Origin of the sequence: Qiania dongpingensis (genome assembly GCF_014337195.1) — a bacterium.
Classification (GTDB): Bacteria; Bacillota; Clostridia; order Lachnospirales; family Lachnospiraceae; genus Lientehia; species Lientehia dongpingensis.
The window spans coordinates 1,396,125-1,412,797 of record NZ_CP060634.1 but is presented as its reverse complement, the minus strand read 5'-3'; the positions used below and the strand labels follow the sequence as shown (position 1 = coordinate 1,412,797).

Below are 16,673 nucleotides of genomic sequence, written 5' to 3'. Positions count from 1 at the left end.
AAAGTTGAGGAATTGTATATGAAAAAATGGATGAGATATGCGGCTGGGGCTGCAGGGATACTGACGGCGGCGGATCTTTTGAGTTCCTGGTTTATTTTCCAGGGGCTTTTGGGGAGCCAAAAGTCAGGCGGCCTGCGGGACAGCTGCGATAGGCAGACCAATGGCTGTCTTTTAAGAGAGGTGGAGATACATGCCTTTGACGGGACAAAACTCCGCGGGCTTCTGACCGGCCGGGAGGCATCAGATAAGACGGTGATTTTTGTCCACGGCTACAGAGGAGACGGCATGCGGGACGGATGTGCGTTTGTGCCCATGTATGAGAGACTTGGTTTTCAGGTTCTTCTCGTGGATGACAGGTGTCATGGCAAGAGTGAGGGAACCTACATGGGCTTTGGATGCCTGGACAGGCTCGACTGCCAGAGCTGGTGCCGTTATCTGGCGGGACGGTTTGGTGAGAATCATAAAATCATCCTTCATGGAGTCTCCATGGGTGCGGCTGCAGTCCTTTCATCCTTGGGAGAGAAGCTGCCTTCCCAGGTGAAATGCGCGGTATCGGACTGCAGCTTTGCCAGCGGCTGGGAAGAACTGCGGCATCAGCTTAGAAAACGCTATCACCTGCCGGCATTTCCGATTCTTTATACGGTTGAACTGTTTTGCAGGTGGAAAGCAGGATACAGCCTGAAGGGATACAGTCCTGTGACCCAGGTGGAGAAATCTGAGATTCCGGTTCTGTTCATACATGGCGATGCCGATGAGCTGGTCCCGGTCTCTATGGTATATCAGCTTTATCACGCATGCGCCTCAGAAAAGCGTATATATATTGCCAGCGGTGCGGCACATGCCAAGAGTTACGAATCGGATGAGGCGGTGTATGAGAAGATGGTACGGCAGTTCTTGAAAGACAGTGGAGTTATGTGAAGGTCCTTTTTTATTCTAATATTTTCTTACTGATATGATTAATCATAATGGATTTATCCTATTAAATAAGAGATATTGAATTTCTCTTTTCGTTTTGTACAATATGTGATATGATTAGTTTGGCTGAAACAGACCGTCTGTTTTCGGACAAACGAAAGCTGATTGGATAAGAGACGGAGAATCTTTGTACAGATGAAAAGAGGAAAGTGGGATGAAGGGAGCAGAGATGGAAGAGCAGCTGGCAAAGGGGAAGATATTGCCGCTGCTCCTTAAATTGGCAATACCGAGCACGATCGCGCAAGTCGTGAATGCGCTTTACAGCATGGTGGACCGAATCTATATCGGGCATATGGAAGGTGTTGGAACCATCGCTTTGACGGGCCTTGGGCTGACCCTGCCTATCATACTGATCATTACGGCATTCAGCTATCTGGTCGGGATGGGCGGAGCTCCTCTGCTTTCCATCAGGCTTGGAGAGAAGGATTATGAAGGTGCGGCGGTGCTGCAGGGGAATTCCTTTTCCATGCTGCTGGCGCTGGGAGTGCTGCTGACCGTCTTGTTTTACTTTTTCTGCGGTCCGATACTCCGGATATTCGGCGCCAGCGAGGAAGCGCTTCCCTATGCCGCGTCCTACCTGCGCATTTATGTTCTGGGGACGATTCCTGTCATGATCAGCATGGGGATGAATTCCTTCCTGAATGCCCAGGGATATACTACGCTGGGGACTCTGACCGTGGTGATCGGCGCAGTCCTCAATCTGATACTGGACCCTATCTTCATCTATACGTTCCATATGGGAATCGCGGGAGCGGCGATTGCAACTGTCATCGCACAGCTGGTGTCAGCAGTCTGGGTCCTTATCTTACTCCTTTTTTCTAAGAAGATCATTATCCGTATCCGCCTGAAGGATATGGCGGTAAAATGGTACAATGTGAAAAAGATCTGTGCACTTGGAGTGTCAAATTTTGCGTTTTTGGCAAATGACAGCCTGGTTCAGATTCTCATGAACCTGCTTTTGAGAAAATGGTGTGTGGATATTGCCACAGGTGATATGTATATTGGATGCCTGACCATCATTTACAGCATGTATCAGATATTCTTTATGCCTTTAAAGGGCATCACCCAGGGAACGCAGCCCATCGCGGGCTATTGCTTTGGGGCCGGAGATTACGGCAGACTGAAGAAAACGGTCCACTATGCCAGGATCTGTTCCATGGTCTGCGCGACCACCATGTGGGCGTTTTTTATGCTGTTTCCGAAACAGGTGGCGGGCCTGTTCACGACGGACGCTACCCTGCTTGATACTTGTACGTCGTCCATAAGGATTGCCTTCTGCTTTAACTTTGTGCTTGGAATGCAGATGGTGAATCAGCATATGTTCGTGGCCATGGGAAATGCAAAGCTTTCCCTGATCTTTGCCCTGATGAGGAAGGTATTCGTGATGATTCCGCTGGTACTCTTGTTTCCGTACTTTATGGGAGCGTATGGTGTATTCCTGGCAGAACCGGTGTCCAATATCATCACAGTCGTTGTTACGTATATATGCTTCAGCAGATATATGAAAGGGCTGCTGCAGGGCCAGAGCAGAAGAGAAAGAGTCGTATAGAAGAATAGAAGAGAGGAAGTCCGGCGGCGATGCGCCGGATTTTTTTTGTTAAAAGCATTCTGCGATCACTTTCAGCAAATTTCGATTAAGTTCTAGTCTGGCGCCGGCAGACCGCCCCAATAGCTTTTGAGGCAAACGGAAGATACGTTGGTGCGGGAGGAGGAACAGGAGGAACAATCTGATTCCATCGTAAGGTGAGCGCCGCAGAGCCGTTAGCAGGATCTTCCCGGCCGCAGGGAGGTAAAAACCGAATTTCATGCAGGTTTTTATTGGAATCTGACATGGAAAAATATCGATTTATCCATGTCAGTTGGAAAGGACCGATCGGAGGCCGCAAAGATCGTGGTTACGGCTGCCAGCGAGCCGCCTGGATGGAAGCGGATTTCCTCCTGCTTTGCAATCACACAAAAAAAGTTTGTTTGAAAGATGTTTAAAGGTATACTTTCCAAAAGATACTAGTAAAAACCTATTGACATCATAATGTAAATATTGTATATATTATATATATACAATATTGTAAGCCCATGGGAGAAATCATATGAACATTTACATAAGCAATGCCAGCGGCGAGCCGATCTATAACCAGATTGTGACGCAGATCAAAACGCAGATAATAGCCGGAGAGCTGAAGGAAGGAGATCCGCTTCCTTCCATGAGACTTTTGGCGAAGGAGCTCCGCATCAGTGTGATCACCACGAAGCGGGCATATGAAGAGCTGGAGAGGGAAGGATTCATCGTCTCCTATACCGGGAAAGGCAGCTTTGTGGCCGCGCCGAACAGAGAATTCATCAAGGAACAGAAACTGCGGGAGGTGGAAGAATATCTTGAGAAAGCGGTGAAGGCCTCCAAGGACTGCGGGCTGAGCGGCAGAGAACTGGCGGAGATGCTTCGTCTGATGATGGAATAACAGGCCAGAAAAGAGGAGAATGATTATGCAGGATGCATTGAGATTAGAACAAGTATCGAAACAGTATAATGGCTTTAAGCTGGAGGATGTGAACATCACTTTACCTTCAGGGTGTATCATGGGATTCATCGGAGAGAATGGGGCAGGAAAGACGACCACGATCAAACTGATCCTGGATTTGATCAAACGGGACAGCGGAAGCATTCAGATACTAGGCCAGGAATGCCGGGATATGCCGAGGGCGCTGAAGGATTCCATAGGCGTGGTCATGGACACCTGCTGCTTTTCCGAAGAACTTACGGCAAAGCATGTGGGGAAGATTATGAAAGGATTTTATGCAAGCTGGAATCAGGAGAAATACGAAGGACTGCTCCGGCAGTACCGCATAGATTCGATGAAGAAGGTCAAGGAGTGCTCCAGGGGGATGAAGATGAAGTTGTCCATGGCTGTGGCGCTCTCCCATGATACCAGGATTCTGATTCTGGATGAGGCGACCAGCGGGCTGGACCCGGTGGCAAGAGAAGAGCTTCTGGAGACTTTCCAGGACTTTATTCAGGATGAGGAGCATAGTATTTTTATTTCTTCCCATATCATAAGTGACCTGGAAAAAATATGTGATTATATCACATTTATACACAAAGGTAAAATCCTGTTTTCGGAAGAAAAGGACGCACTTTTGGAGAGCTATGGAATATTGCACTGTTCCAGACGGGAACTGGAAGAATTGAGCAAAAGCGCTGTAGCAGGCGTGCGGGAAGGCGCTTTTGGTGTGGAAGCTTTAGTGAAAAGAAAAAAGATACCGGGCGGGATGCACGTGGACCCGGCGAACCTGGAAGACATCATGCTCTATTACAGCAGGGAGGAATAATGCCATGAAAGGACTTTTATTAAATGAGTTTTTGACCATGCGGAAAGTCATTGCGATGTATTTAGGAATCCTGATATTATATTATGCCTTTGGAGTATTTGGAAGAGGAATGGCGGGAGTTCAGATATTTGCGGTTTTTTTCAGCGCCATGCTGGTGATCTATTCTTTTTCTTACGAGGAAAAAAGCGGCTGGATCAGTTATGTGAACGTGCTGCCTGTATCGAGGGCGCAGGTGGTCCTAAGTAAATATATCCTGTCTCTGATTGCCATGGGGGCGGCGGCCGGAGGCGGGGCCCTGATTCAGACGATCATGAATCTGAAAAGCCATGTACGGCTGGATAACGGATTGTGGGTATCCATAATGGCTTTTTGTGTGGCATCCTTTTTTCTGTCCCTCATTATCCCGATCCTTTTTAAAATGGGAGCTGAAAAATGCCGAATCATCCTGGTGGTTATTTTCCTGATTCCTTTCATGACAATTATGTTAATTGAAAAGACAGGAGTGGAGCCGGCCTTTACCATACAGGACTTGATAGCGATGACCCCGCTTATAGTATTATGCGCCGTGATATTTATGATTCTGTCTTGTATGCTGACTCTGCGGATATACAGTAAAAAAGAATTTTAAATTTTATGCTTAGAACAACAGGGCTGCCGGACGCCACGGCGGCCTTGTCTCTTATTTCATAATGTATTTTTTAGTTAACAGAATTGTAATTGACTTTGCAATATCGGGGTGGTAGTATCTAGATAATATCAAAATGATATCAACTTATAAGTGAAAAAGCTTGAAAGCGTTTAAAGGGCGCGGATAGGAGGGTAATGATGAAAGGTGATTTTTCGAAGGAGAAGGAACTGGCTCCGGTGAGCGGTATGGTCGGGCTTTTGCTGGCATTCCTTTTTCTGGCCGGAGGTACGGCTGCTATCATATGCAGCGCGTTATTCTTGAAAGGTCCGGCATTCGGTATTCTGCTCGTGGTGGGTATCCTGCTCGTCTGCGCGGTGTCTCTTCCAGTGATGGGACTCAAAGTGGTGGCGCCGAAGGAAGCGCTGGTGCTGGTACTGTTCGGCACTTACTACGGTACAATCCGGCAGGAAGGATTTTATCTTGTAAATCCATTTTGTACGGGAGTGAATCCGTCAGTAAAATCCACTCCGACCACGATTGCCGGCGGCAACATCCAGCTGTGCACTACCTTCAGCAAAAAGGTTTCCTTAAAGACCATGACTCTGAATAATGAGAAGCAGAAGGTCAATGATCAGCTGGGGAATCCGGTTATCGTAGGAGCCGTAGTCATTTGGAGGGTGGTAAATCCGACGAAAGCGGTATTTAATGTCAATAATTATAAGACCTTTCTGTCCATCCAATGTGATTCTGTTATCCGGAACGTAGCCCGCCTGTATCCTTATGATATAGGGGACGATGGGAGCGGAAGCAGCGACGCGGATGAAAAGACGCTCCGAGGGAGCACCCGGGAAGTCGCTGACAAAATGTGCTACGAGCTTCAGGAGAGGGTAAAGGATGCCGGTCTGGAGGTCAGCGACGTACAGATCACCCACTTATCCTATGCGCCGGAAATCGCATCGGCCATGCTCCAGAGACAGCAGGCGGTGGCCATCATTGCGGCACGGCAGAAGATTGTAGAAGGCGCAGTGGGAATGGTCGAGATGGCGTTGGAGAAATTAAACGAAAACGATGTGGTGGAACTGGACGAAGAGAGAAAAGCGGCCATGGTCAGCAATCTCCTGGTGGTACTCTGCGGAAACAAAGATGCCCAGCCAATCGTGAACAGCGGAAGTATTTACTAAAAATAGATTAGGAGAGGACTGCCCGGGGACGGGACAGCAAGAGGTGAAAGACAATGATTCAATTGGAGCACGTATCAAAGGTTTACAACGGGATGCACAAAGCGGTGGATGATTGTTCCTTTTCCGTGGAGGATGGAAAGATCACCGGTTTTATCGGGCCCAACGGCGCGGGAAAAACGACTACGCTCAAGATGATCACAGGGATCCTGGAAGCGACGGAAGGGAGCATTACCCTGGATGGCGTCGATATCAAAAGGAATGGAGTAGAGGCTAAGAAAAAGATTGGGTTTGTATCTGACAATCCGGACAGCTTCCTGCGGCTCAAGGGGCTGGAGTATCTGAATTTCATGGCGGATATCTATGACGTCCCCACGGAAGGAAGAAGTGAGAAGATAAAGGAGATGGCGGAGCGGTTCGAGATGGCGGACGCGCTGGGAGATAAAATCCTCAGCTATTCCCATGGCATGAGGCAGAAGATCATGGTAATGGGCGCTCTGCTCCACAGCCCGTCTCTGTGGATATTGGATGAGCCTCTGACCGGACTGGATCCTAAGGCGGCTTTTGAGCTGAAGGATATGATGCGGGAGCATGCGGACAGCGGATGTGCGGTTCTGTTTTCCACCCATGTTCTGGAGGTGGCGGAGAAACTTTGTGACAAGGTAGTGATCATCAACAAGGGCCGAATCGTATTCCAGGGTACGCTGGACCAGCTGAGACATGGCTACCCGGAGGGAACGAGTCTTGAGGAAATATTCCTGGCGGTGACGGAACATGCGTAAATATCTGATACTGACAAGGAAGCTGTTAAAATCCGGCCTGGGAGGATTCGCTGCTTCCGGAAAAAATAAAAAGAAAAAACGCAATCTCAGCCAGGGAGCCATGTGGCTCATACTCCTCGTCTGTCTGATTCCCATGATCGGTATGTTATATAAGGCAGGAGGAGGTGCGTACGGACTTCTGGCCCCCATAGGACAGGAAGGAGTGGCGCTGGAGCTGGCTTTCTTCGCAGGCTCGATCATGAACCTGATGCTGGGATTTCCGATGATCATCTCCGTATTTTATATGACAGGAGATATTGAAAAGCTGCTTTATCTGCCGCTCCATCCCTGGCAGATAGTGGGAGCGAAATTTACCGTTTCGCTTTTGTATACGTACCTGACATCCTTGTACTTTCTCTGTCCGTTCCTGGTGGGATATGGAATCGCGTCAGGGGCCGGGGCGATGTTTTGGATCTTCATTGTGATAGCCGTAATCCTGCTCCCCGTTATGCCGCTGGTATACAGCGCCATACTCTCCATGATTATCATGAGAGTGTTTAAAAAGGCAAAAAACAAGGACTTTCTCAGCGTTATCAGTGTGATCCTGAGCCTTGTCCTTGCGTTTGGGATCAGCAGCTTCACCTCCAGCATGGGCAATATGGGAAATCAACAGCTGATGGATATGCTGATGAAGGGAAGGAATTCTCTGATGGGGCTTATGAACGGGATTTTTCCGTCCCTTCGTTTCCTGGAAAAGGGGGTGGCGGAGGGAAGTATCCTGTCCATGCTGATATTTCTGGGGATCACGGCTCTTGCGCTGGTGGTTTTCTTCCTGATAGCCCAAAGACTGTATTTTGCGGGCGCCATGGGAATGCGGGAGACGACAGCCAGGAGGAAAGCGGTTTCTTCCAAAGAAAGCAATAAGCTGAACAGGAGGCGCAGCCCGAGACAGGCATATCTGTTAAAGGAGCTGAGGCTTTTGATACGGACGCCCATTTATTTTATGAATTGTGTGATGCTGGTATTTTTATGGCCGCTCTTTTTCCTGATCCCGCTTGTACTGCAGTTCAGTAAATCGGGAGGAATCGATATCGGCGGTCTGCTTTCCGCATTGAATTTGGGAAGCACAGGAGCCAGCGCTGTTGTCCTGTTTGGTGTCCTGTGTATATCGCTGGGAGCGGGTCTCTTCAATTATGTGGCTGGCACCGCGATTTCCAGGGAGGGAAAGAACTTCCAGTTTATGAAAGCGATTCCCGTATCTTTCCGTACACAGCTTCAGGCGAAGCTGCTCTCAGGCCTTTATATCGGGGTCGGCGGTACGACCTTATACTGCCTGATCATCCTCCTTGTGCTGATGGGAGGCTTTGGGCTTCCCGTATGGATTCTGCCGTTTGCCTTAATTGGGAGTGTCCTAGCCAATCTGATCCAGTGCCTGATCCAGCTGTTTATGGATCTGTTCCATCCCAAGCTGACCTGGGAGAGCGAGCAGCAGGCCGTGAAACAGAATATGAACGTTATGGTCGGAATGCTTCTGAACCTGATCGCAGGGGTTGGCATAGGAATGTTGATCTTCTGGCTGTATAAAATCCTCAGTATACCTCTGATTGCGTATGCCGCTGCGGCATGTGTGCTTTTGGCGGCAATCTCCTTCGCTTTGTACAAGGGAGTCATGGCCTATGGGATCAGGCGGATCGAAAATTTGGAATAAAGGAATACCGGAAAACATCGGCGGCTCTTGTAAACAGGGCGGGATTCCGTTAGAATGGTAGGTGAGAAGATGCCCGTACAGAACAACGAAAAGGATAAAAATAAAAAACAAGTGCTCCTCCGGCTGTCGCCGGCTCTCTGGAATGAGCTGGCTCAGTGGGCAGAGGACGATTTTCGTTCCATCAACGGGCAGATTGAATACCTTTTGACGGAAGCCGTGAGGGGGCGGAAAAAGGGGAGTAAAGGGGAGGAGCTGTGATGAAACCATATCGCAGTATCAATTACAGGATTGCAACCTGGCTCATTCATCTGAGCGTCTGGTTTACCACTATTTTTCTGTTCGTGTTCTGGAGCAGGATTCCAGATCAGATTCCCAGCCACTATAATGGCGCGGGAGCGGTGGACAAATGGGGAGGGAAAGAAGTCCTGTTCATGCTGATCTTTGTGATGTTCTTTGTCTATGGATGCCATTTTATCGCGGTTCTTATCTGTAAGAACGGTACGACCAGAGAAGGTCTCTATTCAAAGAAGCTCAAAGATTTTGTGACAGATGAGGATGTACAGACCGCGGTCAGGATCACCCTGGATTTTCTGGCGTGGATGGACGCGTCCCTGATGGCAATGTTTGTGTATATCACCGTCTGCTCGGCTTCCTGTGTTCCCATAGGCCCCTGGTTTGTAGCGGCGGTCTTCCTGGTGATGGGCTTGGAACTCACTTGGTACACGGTCCGGATGCTGAAGCAGAGAAAGATCATACGGATCAGGGCGGCCGGGGGGCTTGAGGCATGGAACGAGGAAGCCGGAAAGGGCTCACGGAAGCGGATATACGGAGATGTGGAAAACGTGCCGGAGGAGAAGTGCGTAGGAGATATAACCGGAGGACAGGAAGAATTTACCTATGACGACGTGACCGGAAGTTTTGGAGCGAAGACTCTCGGCGACATCGGCTGTGCTCCGGAAGAAAAGACCTATGGCGATATTTCCGGCGAGTATGGCAGTGAAAAAGAAGATGATATGTAGGAAAATGTCCGGAAACGGCGGCTGCCCCTTTACAAATGAAGCCGGATATAGTATAATCTGGGCATGATTTTTAAGAGAACACTTTAAATGAGCAGCAGATACAGGCTGTGAAGAAGAGGAGTACCCCAACGGCACATCCAGAGAGGACGGTTCACCGGCTGAAAGGCTGTCCATGAACGCATTGGAGGAAGGTAGCTTCTGAGCTGGGCCGCTGAAAACGTCCGATATTGGACGGAAAAAGTAAGCAGCCGCGGTTTGCCCCCGTTACCGGGCCAGAGATGACTGCGGCAGTTTTCCGCAGCCAACCAGAGGTGGTACCGCGATGATTCGCCCTCTGCCGTCGGAAGACGGCGGAGGGTATTTTTTTGTTTCATAGGAAAGTGGGTCCTATGAGACAGAAAACTCTCCGGGTTTGAAGTGGGCTTGCCCACTTTGTTCTTCTACAATAAGAAAGGATAATTACGACTATGAGCAAGGAACTGGAAAAAACCTATAATCCCCAATCCATTGAGGAGAGGCTGTATGAAAAGTGGATGGATAAGAAATATTTCCACGCGGAGGTGGATAAGAGCAAAAAACCGTTTACCATTGTCATGCCTCCGCCCAATATCACAGGGCAGCTGCATATGGGACATGCCCTCGACAATACCATGCAGGATATTTTGATCCGTTATAAGAGAATGCAGGGATATTCGGCCCTGTGGCAGCCGGGCACCGACCATGCGGCGATCGCCACGGAAGTCAAGGTCATCGACAAGCTCCGCAGCGAGGGGATTCAGAAGGAAGACCTCACCCGGGAAGAATTCATGAAATATGCCTGGGAATGGAAAGAGGAATACGGCGGCAGGATTGTCAACCAGCTGAAAAAGCTGGGTTCTTCGGCAGACTGGGACAGAGAACGCTTTACCATGGATGAAGGCTGCTCCGAGGCCGTTCTGGAAGTTTTTATCCGCCTGTATGAAAAGGGATATATTTATAAAGGCTCGAGGATCATCAATTGGTGCCCCGAATGTCAGACCTCCATTTCGGATGCAGAGGTAGTGCATGAGGAGCAGGCAGGCCATTTCTGGCACATCAACTATCCGGTGAAGGATGAACCCGGACGCTTCGTGGAGATCGCTACGACCAGGCCGGAAACGATGCTGGGAGACACTGCCGTAGCCGTTCATCCCGATGATGAACGGTACAAGGATCTGGTGGGGAAGATGCTGATCCTGCCCATTGTGAACCGGGAGATCCCAGTCGTCGCCGACTCCTATGTAGACAAGGAATTCGGTACAGGCTGTGTGAAGATCACTCCCGCCCATGACCCCAACGATTTCGAAGTGGGAAAACGCTGCGGGCTGAACGAAATCAATATATTGAATGACGACGCCACCATCAATGAAAACGGCGGAAAATATGAAGGCATGGACCGTTATGAGGCACGGAAAGCCATTGTGAAAGAGCTGGAAGAGCTGGGGCTTCTCGTGAAGGTGGCGGATCATTCTCATAATGTGGGGACACATGACCGGTGCAAGACTACCATTGAGCCCATGGTGAAGCAGCAGTGGTTTGTAAAGATGGATGAGATGGCGAAGCCGGCCATCGAAGCGCTTAAATCCGGACGTCTTAAATTTGTGCCGGAAAGCTTTGGAAAGACGTACCTCCACTGGCTGGAGAACATCAGGGACTGGTGTATTTCCAGACAGCTTTGGTGGGGACATCGTATTCCCGCGTATTACTGCGAGAAATGCGGAGAGATGGTCGTAGCGAAGGAGGCTCCCCATACCTGTCCGAAATGCGGATGTACGCATATGGTTCAGGATGAGGATACGCTGGATACCTGGTTCAGTTCGGCCCTGTGGCCTTTTTCAACCCTTGGATGGCCGGAAAAGACGCCGGAGATGGATTATTTTTATCCTACGGACGTATTGGTTACCGGTTATGACATTATCTTCTTTTGGGTGATCCGTATGGTGTTCTCGGGCATCGAGCAGACCGGGAAGGAACCCTTCCACACGGTGCTGATTCACGGGCTGGTGAGGGATTCCCAGGGAAGGAAGATGAGCAAATCCCTTGGAAACGGCATTGATCCTCTGGAGGTTGTTGAGAAATTCGGAGCTGATGCCCTCCGCATGACGCTGATCACAGGAAACGCTCCCGGGAACGATATGCGGTTTTACTGGGAGCGCGTGGAAGCCAGCAGGAATTTTGCCAACAAGGTCTGGAATGCCTCACGGTTTATCATGATGAACCTGGAAAAGGCGGAGGACCAGCAGGCTGAGGTGAAGAATCTGACCAGCGCCGACAAGTGGATCTTGTCCAAGGTGAACACCCTGACGAAGGATGTGACGGAGAACCTGGATAAATATGAGCTGGGAATCGCCCTCCAGAAGGTATACGATTTTATCTGGGAGGAATTCTGCGACTGGTATATCGAGATGGTGAAGCCCAGGCTTTACAGCGATACAGATGAAACAAAAGCGGCGGCGATCTGGACTCTTAAGACGGTGCTGATTCAGTCTCTGAAGCTTCTGCATCCCTATATGCCGTTTATCACAGAGGAGATTTTCTGCAACCTGCAGGAGGAAGAGGAGTCTATCATGATCTCCAAATGGCCGGAATATAAGCCGGAATGGAATTTCGCCGGCGAGGAGAATTCGGTGGAGACCATTAAAGAAGCGGTGCGCAGCATCCGGAATGTCCGTACCTCTATGAATGTGCCGCCCAGCAAAAAGGCAAAGGTGATCGTGGTATCAGAGGACGCTTCTGTCCGCGAGATTTTTGAAAACGGCAGGATCTTCTTTGCAACGTTAGGTTATGCCAGCGAAGTGTCCGTCCGGGCGGATAAAGCGGGAATCGCAGAGGATGCAGTGTCGGCGGTGACGGCCAAAGCGGTCATCTATATGCCTTTTGCGGAGCTGGTGGATATCTCCAAGGAGATGGAACGCCTTGAGAAAGAGAAAGAACGGCTTGAAAAGGAACTGAGCCGCTCCAGAGGCATGCTGAATAATGAGAAGTTCGTAAGCCGTGCGCCGGAGGACAAAATCCAGGCGGAAAAAGAGAAGCTGGCGAAATACGAGCAGATGATGGAACAGGTGCAGGAGCGCCTGAGCCAGCTGAAAAAACAGTGATACGGTCATAAGAATACGGCGGGGAGTTTTCTGGCGGGCCTATAACGGCTCCGCCAGCAGCTCCAGAAACTGCATTCCGGCCAGGGAGACCGGATGGGAGCTGTCGCTCACCACACAGATGTGTCGGGGCGGCAGTTCTTCTTTTATGGGGATCTGAAAGACGGAACCGTCTGCCAGGGCCTCTGCGGCAAAGCCCTCAGGCACGATGCCGATGCCGAGATCGTGGATGACAAACGGCGTGACCAGATCGGTGGTGGCGGGTTCCACATCCGGATCCAGCACTGCCCCGCAGCTTAGGAAATGCTGCTCCAGGAAGCGGCGGGTGGCGGTTCCCTGGCTGGTACAGATCAAAGGATACTGTACCAGTTCATGAATGCTTAAGACGCGGCCCTTAAGCTCCTGGAAGCTTTTGCCGGCGATCACGATATCCTGAAAGGAAGTCAGAGGTGTCATTTCCAGTCCCTCGGCGTTTTCCAGAGGAGAAATGACGATAGCAAAGTCGGTAGTGCCGTCCCGGAGAGAAGCCAGTGTCCCGGGAGTGGTGCTGCAGGAAATCTTAAGCTTTAGAGTTGGGTAGAGATTCCGGAATTTTTCCAGATAGGGCAGCAGGAAATTGTGGAGAGTCATTTCACTGGCCCCGATTCGGACAGCGCCGGCAGCGAGAGACTTGCTGGCGGCCAGAGCCTCTTCTGCTTCCCAAAGATGGCAGCAGGCTTTTTCCACATGATTAAAAAGCAGCTCCGCCTCCGGCGTCAGAGTCACGCCTTTTTTGGAGCGGAGAAACAGGGAGCAGTCCAGCTCCGTTTCCAGGCAGCGGATATAGTGGCTGACGGTGGGCTGGGACAGGAAAAGGGCTTTTGCGGCTCTTGTAATGCTTTTATATTTGGCGACAAAGTAGAAGATTCTGTAATATTCAAAATTTACGGACATATCGGCTCCTGTAGTCAGATGAGTTATCAATAGAAATTTTCTATGGATTAGCGATAAAAAAAGAATTATTCAAATGGATGCAAAAGTAGTATAATTCCATGCGGGTTTAAAATCAAGAGGAAAGCAGAGGAGTTTGAGATGATAAAAGACCTGACAGAAGGAAAACCGTCATCGGTGCTGTGGAGATTTTCCATTCCGATGTTCGTCAGTGTGATTTTCCAGCAGCTTTATAATATAGCAGACAGCGCCATAGCGGGGAAATTCGCTGGGGAGTCCGCTCTTGCGGCAGTGGGCGCTTCCTATCCGATCACGATGATCTTTATGGCCATTGCGGTGGGCAGCAACATTGGATGTTCTGTGGTCATATCCCAGCTGTTCGGCGCCAAGAAATTCGAAGAGATGAAGACGGCGGTTTATACGACCTTAATCGCTTCCGTGGTCCTGTCCGCGGTCCTGACGGTGTTCGGACTCTGGGGCACGGGGCTTTTGATGAAGATGATCAACACGCCGGCGAATGTGTTTGACGACGGCGCTTTGTATCTGAGAATTTACATAGGCGGTTTTCTGTTCTTATTTTTATATAATATCTGCACCGGCATTTTCACCTCCCTGGGAGATTCCAAGACGCCGCTGTACTTTTTGATCGGTTCTTCCTTAAGCAATATTTTCCTGGACTACTGGTTTGTGACCGGATTCCATATGGGAGTGGCGGGAGTGGCCTGGGCGACCTTTTTAGCCCAGGGAGCGGCCTGTATCCTGGCATTTTTTACCCTGCTCTTTCGCCTTAAGAAAGTAAAGACAGAAAAAAGGCCGGCGATGTTCTCTGCCAATATGCTGAAACACGTCGGGGCGATCGCGGTCCCCAGTATTTTGCAGCAGAGCTTTATTTCCATAGGGAATATTTTCATACAGTGGAGGGTAAACGGGTTTGGATCTTCGGTCATCGCCGGATATTCGGCGGCGATCAAATTGAATACCTTTACCATTACGTCCTTCACGACGCTCGCCAATGGACTGTCCAGCTATACGGCGCAGAATATGGGAGCCGGGAAGGAAGAGCGGGTCAGCCAGGGATTCCGGGCGGGAACGGCCATGGCGTTTCTGGTTGCTGTGCCGTTCGCGGCGGTATTTTTTCTGTTCGGAAAGGAAATGATCTTTTTATTCCTTCCTTCAGGCGCAGATGTGGGAACCGCACTTTCCACCGGCACGACGTTTTTGAAAATTGTTTCGCCCTTCTATTTTGTGGTTTCGCTGAAGCTTATGGCCGACGGAGTGCTGCGGGGGGCTGGGGCAATGAGTTACTTTATGGTGGCGACGTTTACGGATCTTTTACTCCGGGTGATACTTTCGTTCCTGCTTTCCGTGCCTTTTCGTTCCACGGGGATCTGGCTGTCCTGGCCCATCGGCTGGACGATCTCCACGATTCTTTCTTATCTGTTCTACCGGCAGGGAAAATGGAAGAGAGAGGTTTTGTAGTGTGTTTTTATGGTTTCCTTGGATAAAATGTTTGCATATCGAGAAATCTGTATTATAATCAAAGAAAAATAATGCAGACAGAGGAAACGATCATGGGATATAGAATGAATATAAAAGAAGCGGAGGATTATCTGAATGATATCCCCCGCTTTTCTAAGAAGACCACAATGGAGAATGAAAGACGAATCCTGGAGCTTCTCGGGCACCCGGAAAGAGGGCAGAAGTTCATCCATGTGGCGGGGACCAATGGGAAGGGCTCCGTTTGTGCGTTTATAAGCAGTATCCTGAGGGAAAACAAGTACCGGGTGGGGACATTCACCTCTCCCCATCTGGTGGACATTACAGAGCGTTTTTTGATTGACGGGGAACAGGTCGGCGAAGAGCTGTTTCTGGACGCCTTTCACCGCCTTTATGATCTGTGTGAGGAAAGAAAGGATGAGATTGTCCATCCTTCTTATTTTGAATATCTGTTTCTGATCGGCATGCTGATCTTCCGGGAAATGAAGGTGGATATCACGGTGCTGGAGGTGGGGCTCGGCGGGCGGCTGGATGCCACCAATGTAATCGATTCTCCCCTGGTCTGTGTGATCGCGTCGATCGGGCTGGATCATACGGAGATCCTTGGTGATACGATCTCCCAGATTGCCTGGGAAAAAGCCGGCATCATAAAAGAGGGAAGGCCTGTAGTCTATGACGACAGCAGGGAAGAGGCTTCTCACGTGATAAGAAAAGCCGCGGCGGAGAAGCAGGCACCGGCCTGGCCTGTGAATCCTGAGGATTTTGAGATTACAAAGAGAGACAAGACGGGGATTGAATTCCGGATGACAAAAGGAGCGCTGGCCGGAAGTGTGTTCCGCGTGCCTTTTGTGGCGGATTATCAGGCGATGAACGCGTCGCTGGCCTTGACTGCCGTTCATATTCTGGAGGGGAAGAAGCCGGACAGGCTGGAAGAAGCCCTCCTTCATACCTCCTGGCCCGGACGGATGGAACCGGTGCTTCCCGGCGTTTATATGGACGGCGCCCACAACGACGACGGGATTCGGGTGTTTATTGAGACTGTGACGAAAATCCCGTGCGCCGGGAAAAAGTATCTGCTTTTTTCGGCGGTGGCGGATAAGGATTATGAGACAATGATCGATGAGATCTGCCGGGGCGCCGACTTTGACGGGTTTATCCTGACAGAGCTTAACAGCTACAGGGCTCTGCCGTTAAAGAATATCCTGGAGACGTTCCAGAAAAAGACGGACAGGCGGGTTTGGAGCTTCGGAAATATCCAGGAGGCGTTTGCTTTTGCTATGGAAAAGAAATCGGAGGAGGATCTTGTCTTTATCGCGGGCTCCCTGTATTTGGCGGGAAGTATCAAAGAGCTTCTGAGGGAAAAGTCCGGCTCATAATCGTGAAAAGGTCCGGAGAACTGAAAAGTATGGCGATTTCTGTCGGCCTTTTCCAATTGTAAAAAATGGTAATTTGTAGTAGAATACTTCTTGCACATATAGAAAATTTTAAGAATTTTGAAGGTGTGCATTCATGGAAACTATGATATACTTTTTGTATCTGT

Annotated in this window: 14 protein-coding genes and 1 other annotated feature; of the genes, 13 read left to right on the top strand and 1 reads right to left on the bottom strand. The window is 49.7% G+C overall.

All coding sequences use genetic code 11. The annotated features are described in order from the left end of the window. The first annotated feature begins 18 nt into the window (after nt 1-18). The 11 genes from H9Q78_RS06755 to H9Q78_RS06705 all read left to right on the top strand — a co-directional run bounded on the left by H9Q78_RS06755 (nt 19) and on the right by H9Q78_RS06705 (nt 12,709). Nucleotides 19-918: an alpha/beta hydrolase gene (locus H9Q78_RS06755; protein WP_249304516.1), complete on the top strand. Its 900-nt coding sequence runs from the start codon at nt 19-21 to the stop codon at nt 916-918. A gap of 211 nt (nt 919-1,129) precedes the next feature. Next, entirely contained in the window at nt 1,130-2,524 is a 1,395-nt protein-coding gene (locus H9Q78_RS06750; RefSeq protein WP_249304515.1) for an MATE family efflux transporter, read from the top strand. A gap of 538 nt (nt 2,525-3,062) precedes the next feature. Continuing rightward, on the top strand, nt 3,063-3,431 hold the full coding sequence (locus H9Q78_RS06745) for a GntR family transcriptional regulator (RefSeq protein WP_249304513.1): 369 nt from the start codon (nt 3,063-3,065) through the stop codon (nt 3,429-3,431). A gap of 25 nt (nt 3,432-3,456) precedes the next feature. Next, on the top strand, nt 3,457-4,299 hold the full coding sequence (locus H9Q78_RS06740; RefSeq protein WP_249304511.1) for an ABC transporter ATP-binding protein: 843 nt from the start codon (nt 3,457-3,459) through the stop codon (nt 4,297-4,299). A gap of 4 nt (nt 4,300-4,303) precedes the next feature. Further along, nucleotides 4,304-4,927 (top strand): ABC-2 transporter permease, encoded by a 624-nt coding sequence (locus H9Q78_RS06735; protein WP_249304509.1) that lies wholly within the window; start codon nt 4,304-4,306, stop codon nt 4,925-4,927. 197 nt (nt 4,928-5,124) lie between these two features. Continuing rightward, complete coding sequence (locus H9Q78_RS06730; RefSeq protein ID WP_330595283.1) at nt 5,125-6,108, top strand: SPFH domain-containing protein; 984 nt, start codon at nt 5,125-5,127, stop codon at nt 6,106-6,108. A 53-nt stretch (nt 6,109-6,161) separates the two neighbouring features. Beyond that, the gene (locus tag H9Q78_RS06725; RefSeq protein ID WP_249304504.1) at nt 6,162-6,887 is read left to right on the top strand and encodes an ABC transporter ATP-binding protein; all 726 of its coding nucleotides are present in this window, start codon (nt 6,162-6,164) and stop codon (nt 6,885-6,887) included. Next, a complete protein-coding gene (locus H9Q78_RS06720; RefSeq protein WP_249304502.1) occupies nt 6,880-8,574 on the top strand; it encodes a putative ABC transporter permease subunit in 1,695 nt (564 codons plus the stop codon). The genes H9Q78_RS06725 and H9Q78_RS06720 overlap by 8 nt, the downstream gene beginning before the upstream one ends. A gap of 54 nt (nt 8,575-8,628) precedes the next feature. Next, nucleotides 8,629-8,832, top strand: a complete 204-nt coding sequence (locus tag H9Q78_RS06715) for an Arc family DNA-binding protein (RefSeq protein ID WP_249304500.1) — start codon at nt 8,629-8,631, stop codon at nt 8,830-8,832. Beyond that, a complete protein-coding gene (locus H9Q78_RS06710; protein WP_249304498.1) occupies nt 8,832-9,593 on the top strand; it encodes a DUF1648 domain-containing protein in 762 nt (253 codons plus the stop codon). Before H9Q78_RS06715 ends, H9Q78_RS06710 begins: the two co-directional genes overlap by 1 nt. A gap of 98 nt (nt 9,594-9,691) precedes the next feature. Next, nucleotides 9,692-9,931 (top strand) — a binding site (T-box leader). 129 nt (nt 9,932-10,060) lie between these two features. Then, complete coding sequence (locus tag H9Q78_RS06705) at nt 10,061-12,709, top strand: valine--tRNA ligase (RefSeq protein ID WP_249304496.1); 2,649 nt, start codon at nt 10,061-10,063, stop codon at nt 12,707-12,709. Between the two features lie 39 nt (nt 12,710-12,748). On the opposite strand, the gene H9Q78_RS06700 is transcribed toward H9Q78_RS06705, so the two are convergent. Beyond that, nucleotides 12,749-13,639 (bottom strand): LysR family transcriptional regulator, encoded by an 891-nt coding sequence (locus H9Q78_RS06700; RefSeq protein WP_249304494.1) that lies wholly within the window; start codon nt 13,637-13,639, stop codon nt 12,749-12,751. A 138-nt stretch (nt 13,640-13,777) separates the two neighbouring features. Here H9Q78_RS06700 and H9Q78_RS06695 point away from each other — a divergent pair, with 138 nt between their 5' ends. Continuing rightward, nucleotides 13,778-15,115 carry an MATE family efflux transporter gene (locus H9Q78_RS06695; protein WP_249304493.1) on the top strand — a complete coding sequence of 446 codons (1,338 nt, stop codon included), beginning with the start codon at nt 13,778-13,780 and terminating at the stop codon, nt 15,113-15,115. A 92-nt stretch (nt 15,116-15,207) separates the two neighbouring features. Next, nucleotides 15,208-16,509 carry a bifunctional folylpolyglutamate synthase/dihydrofolate synthase gene (locus H9Q78_RS06690; RefSeq protein ID WP_249304491.1) on the top strand — a complete coding sequence of 434 codons (1,302 nt, stop codon included), beginning with the start codon at nt 15,208-15,210 and terminating at the stop codon, nt 16,507-16,509. The last annotated feature ends 164 nt before the right edge of the window (nt 16,510-16,673 follow it).

Coding starts and splice junctions, on each gene's coding strand:
- H9Q78_RS06695 (WP_249304493.1), top strand. CDS start 13,778: ATGATAAAAGACCTGACAGAAGGAAAACCGTCATCGGTGCTGTGGAGA.
- H9Q78_RS06755 (WP_249304516.1), top strand. CDS start 19: ATGAAAAAATGGATGAGATATGCGGCTGGGGCTGCAGGGATACTGACG.
- H9Q78_RS06725 (WP_249304504.1), top strand. CDS start 6,162: ATGATTCAATTGGAGCACGTATCAAAGGTTTACAACGGGATGCACAAA.
- H9Q78_RS06740 (WP_249304511.1), top strand. CDS start 3,457: ATGCAGGATGCATTGAGATTAGAACAAGTATCGAAACAGTATAATGGC.
- H9Q78_RS06690 (WP_249304491.1), top strand. CDS start 15,208: ATGGGATATAGAATGAATATAAAAGAAGCGGAGGATTATCTGAATGAT.
- H9Q78_RS06735 (WP_249304509.1), top strand. CDS start 4,304: ATGAAAGGACTTTTATTAAATGAGTTTTTGACCATGCGGAAAGTCATT.
- H9Q78_RS06750 (WP_249304515.1), top strand. CDS start 1,130: ATGAAGGGAGCAGAGATGGAAGAGCAGCTGGCAAAGGGGAAGATATTG.
- H9Q78_RS06700 (WP_249304494.1), bottom strand. CDS start 13,639: ATGTCCGTAAATTTTGAATATTACAGAATCTTCTACTTTGTCGCCAAA.
- H9Q78_RS06745 (WP_249304513.1), top strand. CDS start 3,063: ATGAACATTTACATAAGCAATGCCAGCGGCGAGCCGATCTATAACCAG.
- H9Q78_RS06705 (WP_249304496.1), top strand. CDS start 10,061: ATGAGCAAGGAACTGGAAAAAACCTATAATCCCCAATCCATTGAGGAG.
- H9Q78_RS06710 (WP_249304498.1), top strand. CDS start 8,832: ATGAAACCATATCGCAGTATCAATTACAGGATTGCAACCTGGCTCATT.
- H9Q78_RS06730 (WP_330595283.1), top strand. CDS start 5,125: ATGAAAGGTGATTTTTCGAAGGAGAAGGAACTGGCTCCGGTGAGCGGT.
- H9Q78_RS06715 (WP_249304500.1), top strand. CDS start 8,629: ATGGTAGGTGAGAAGATGCCCGTACAGAACAACGAAAAGGATAAAAAT.
- H9Q78_RS06720 (WP_249304502.1), top strand. CDS start 6,880: ATGCGTAAATATCTGATACTGACAAGGAAGCTGTTAAAATCCGGCCTG.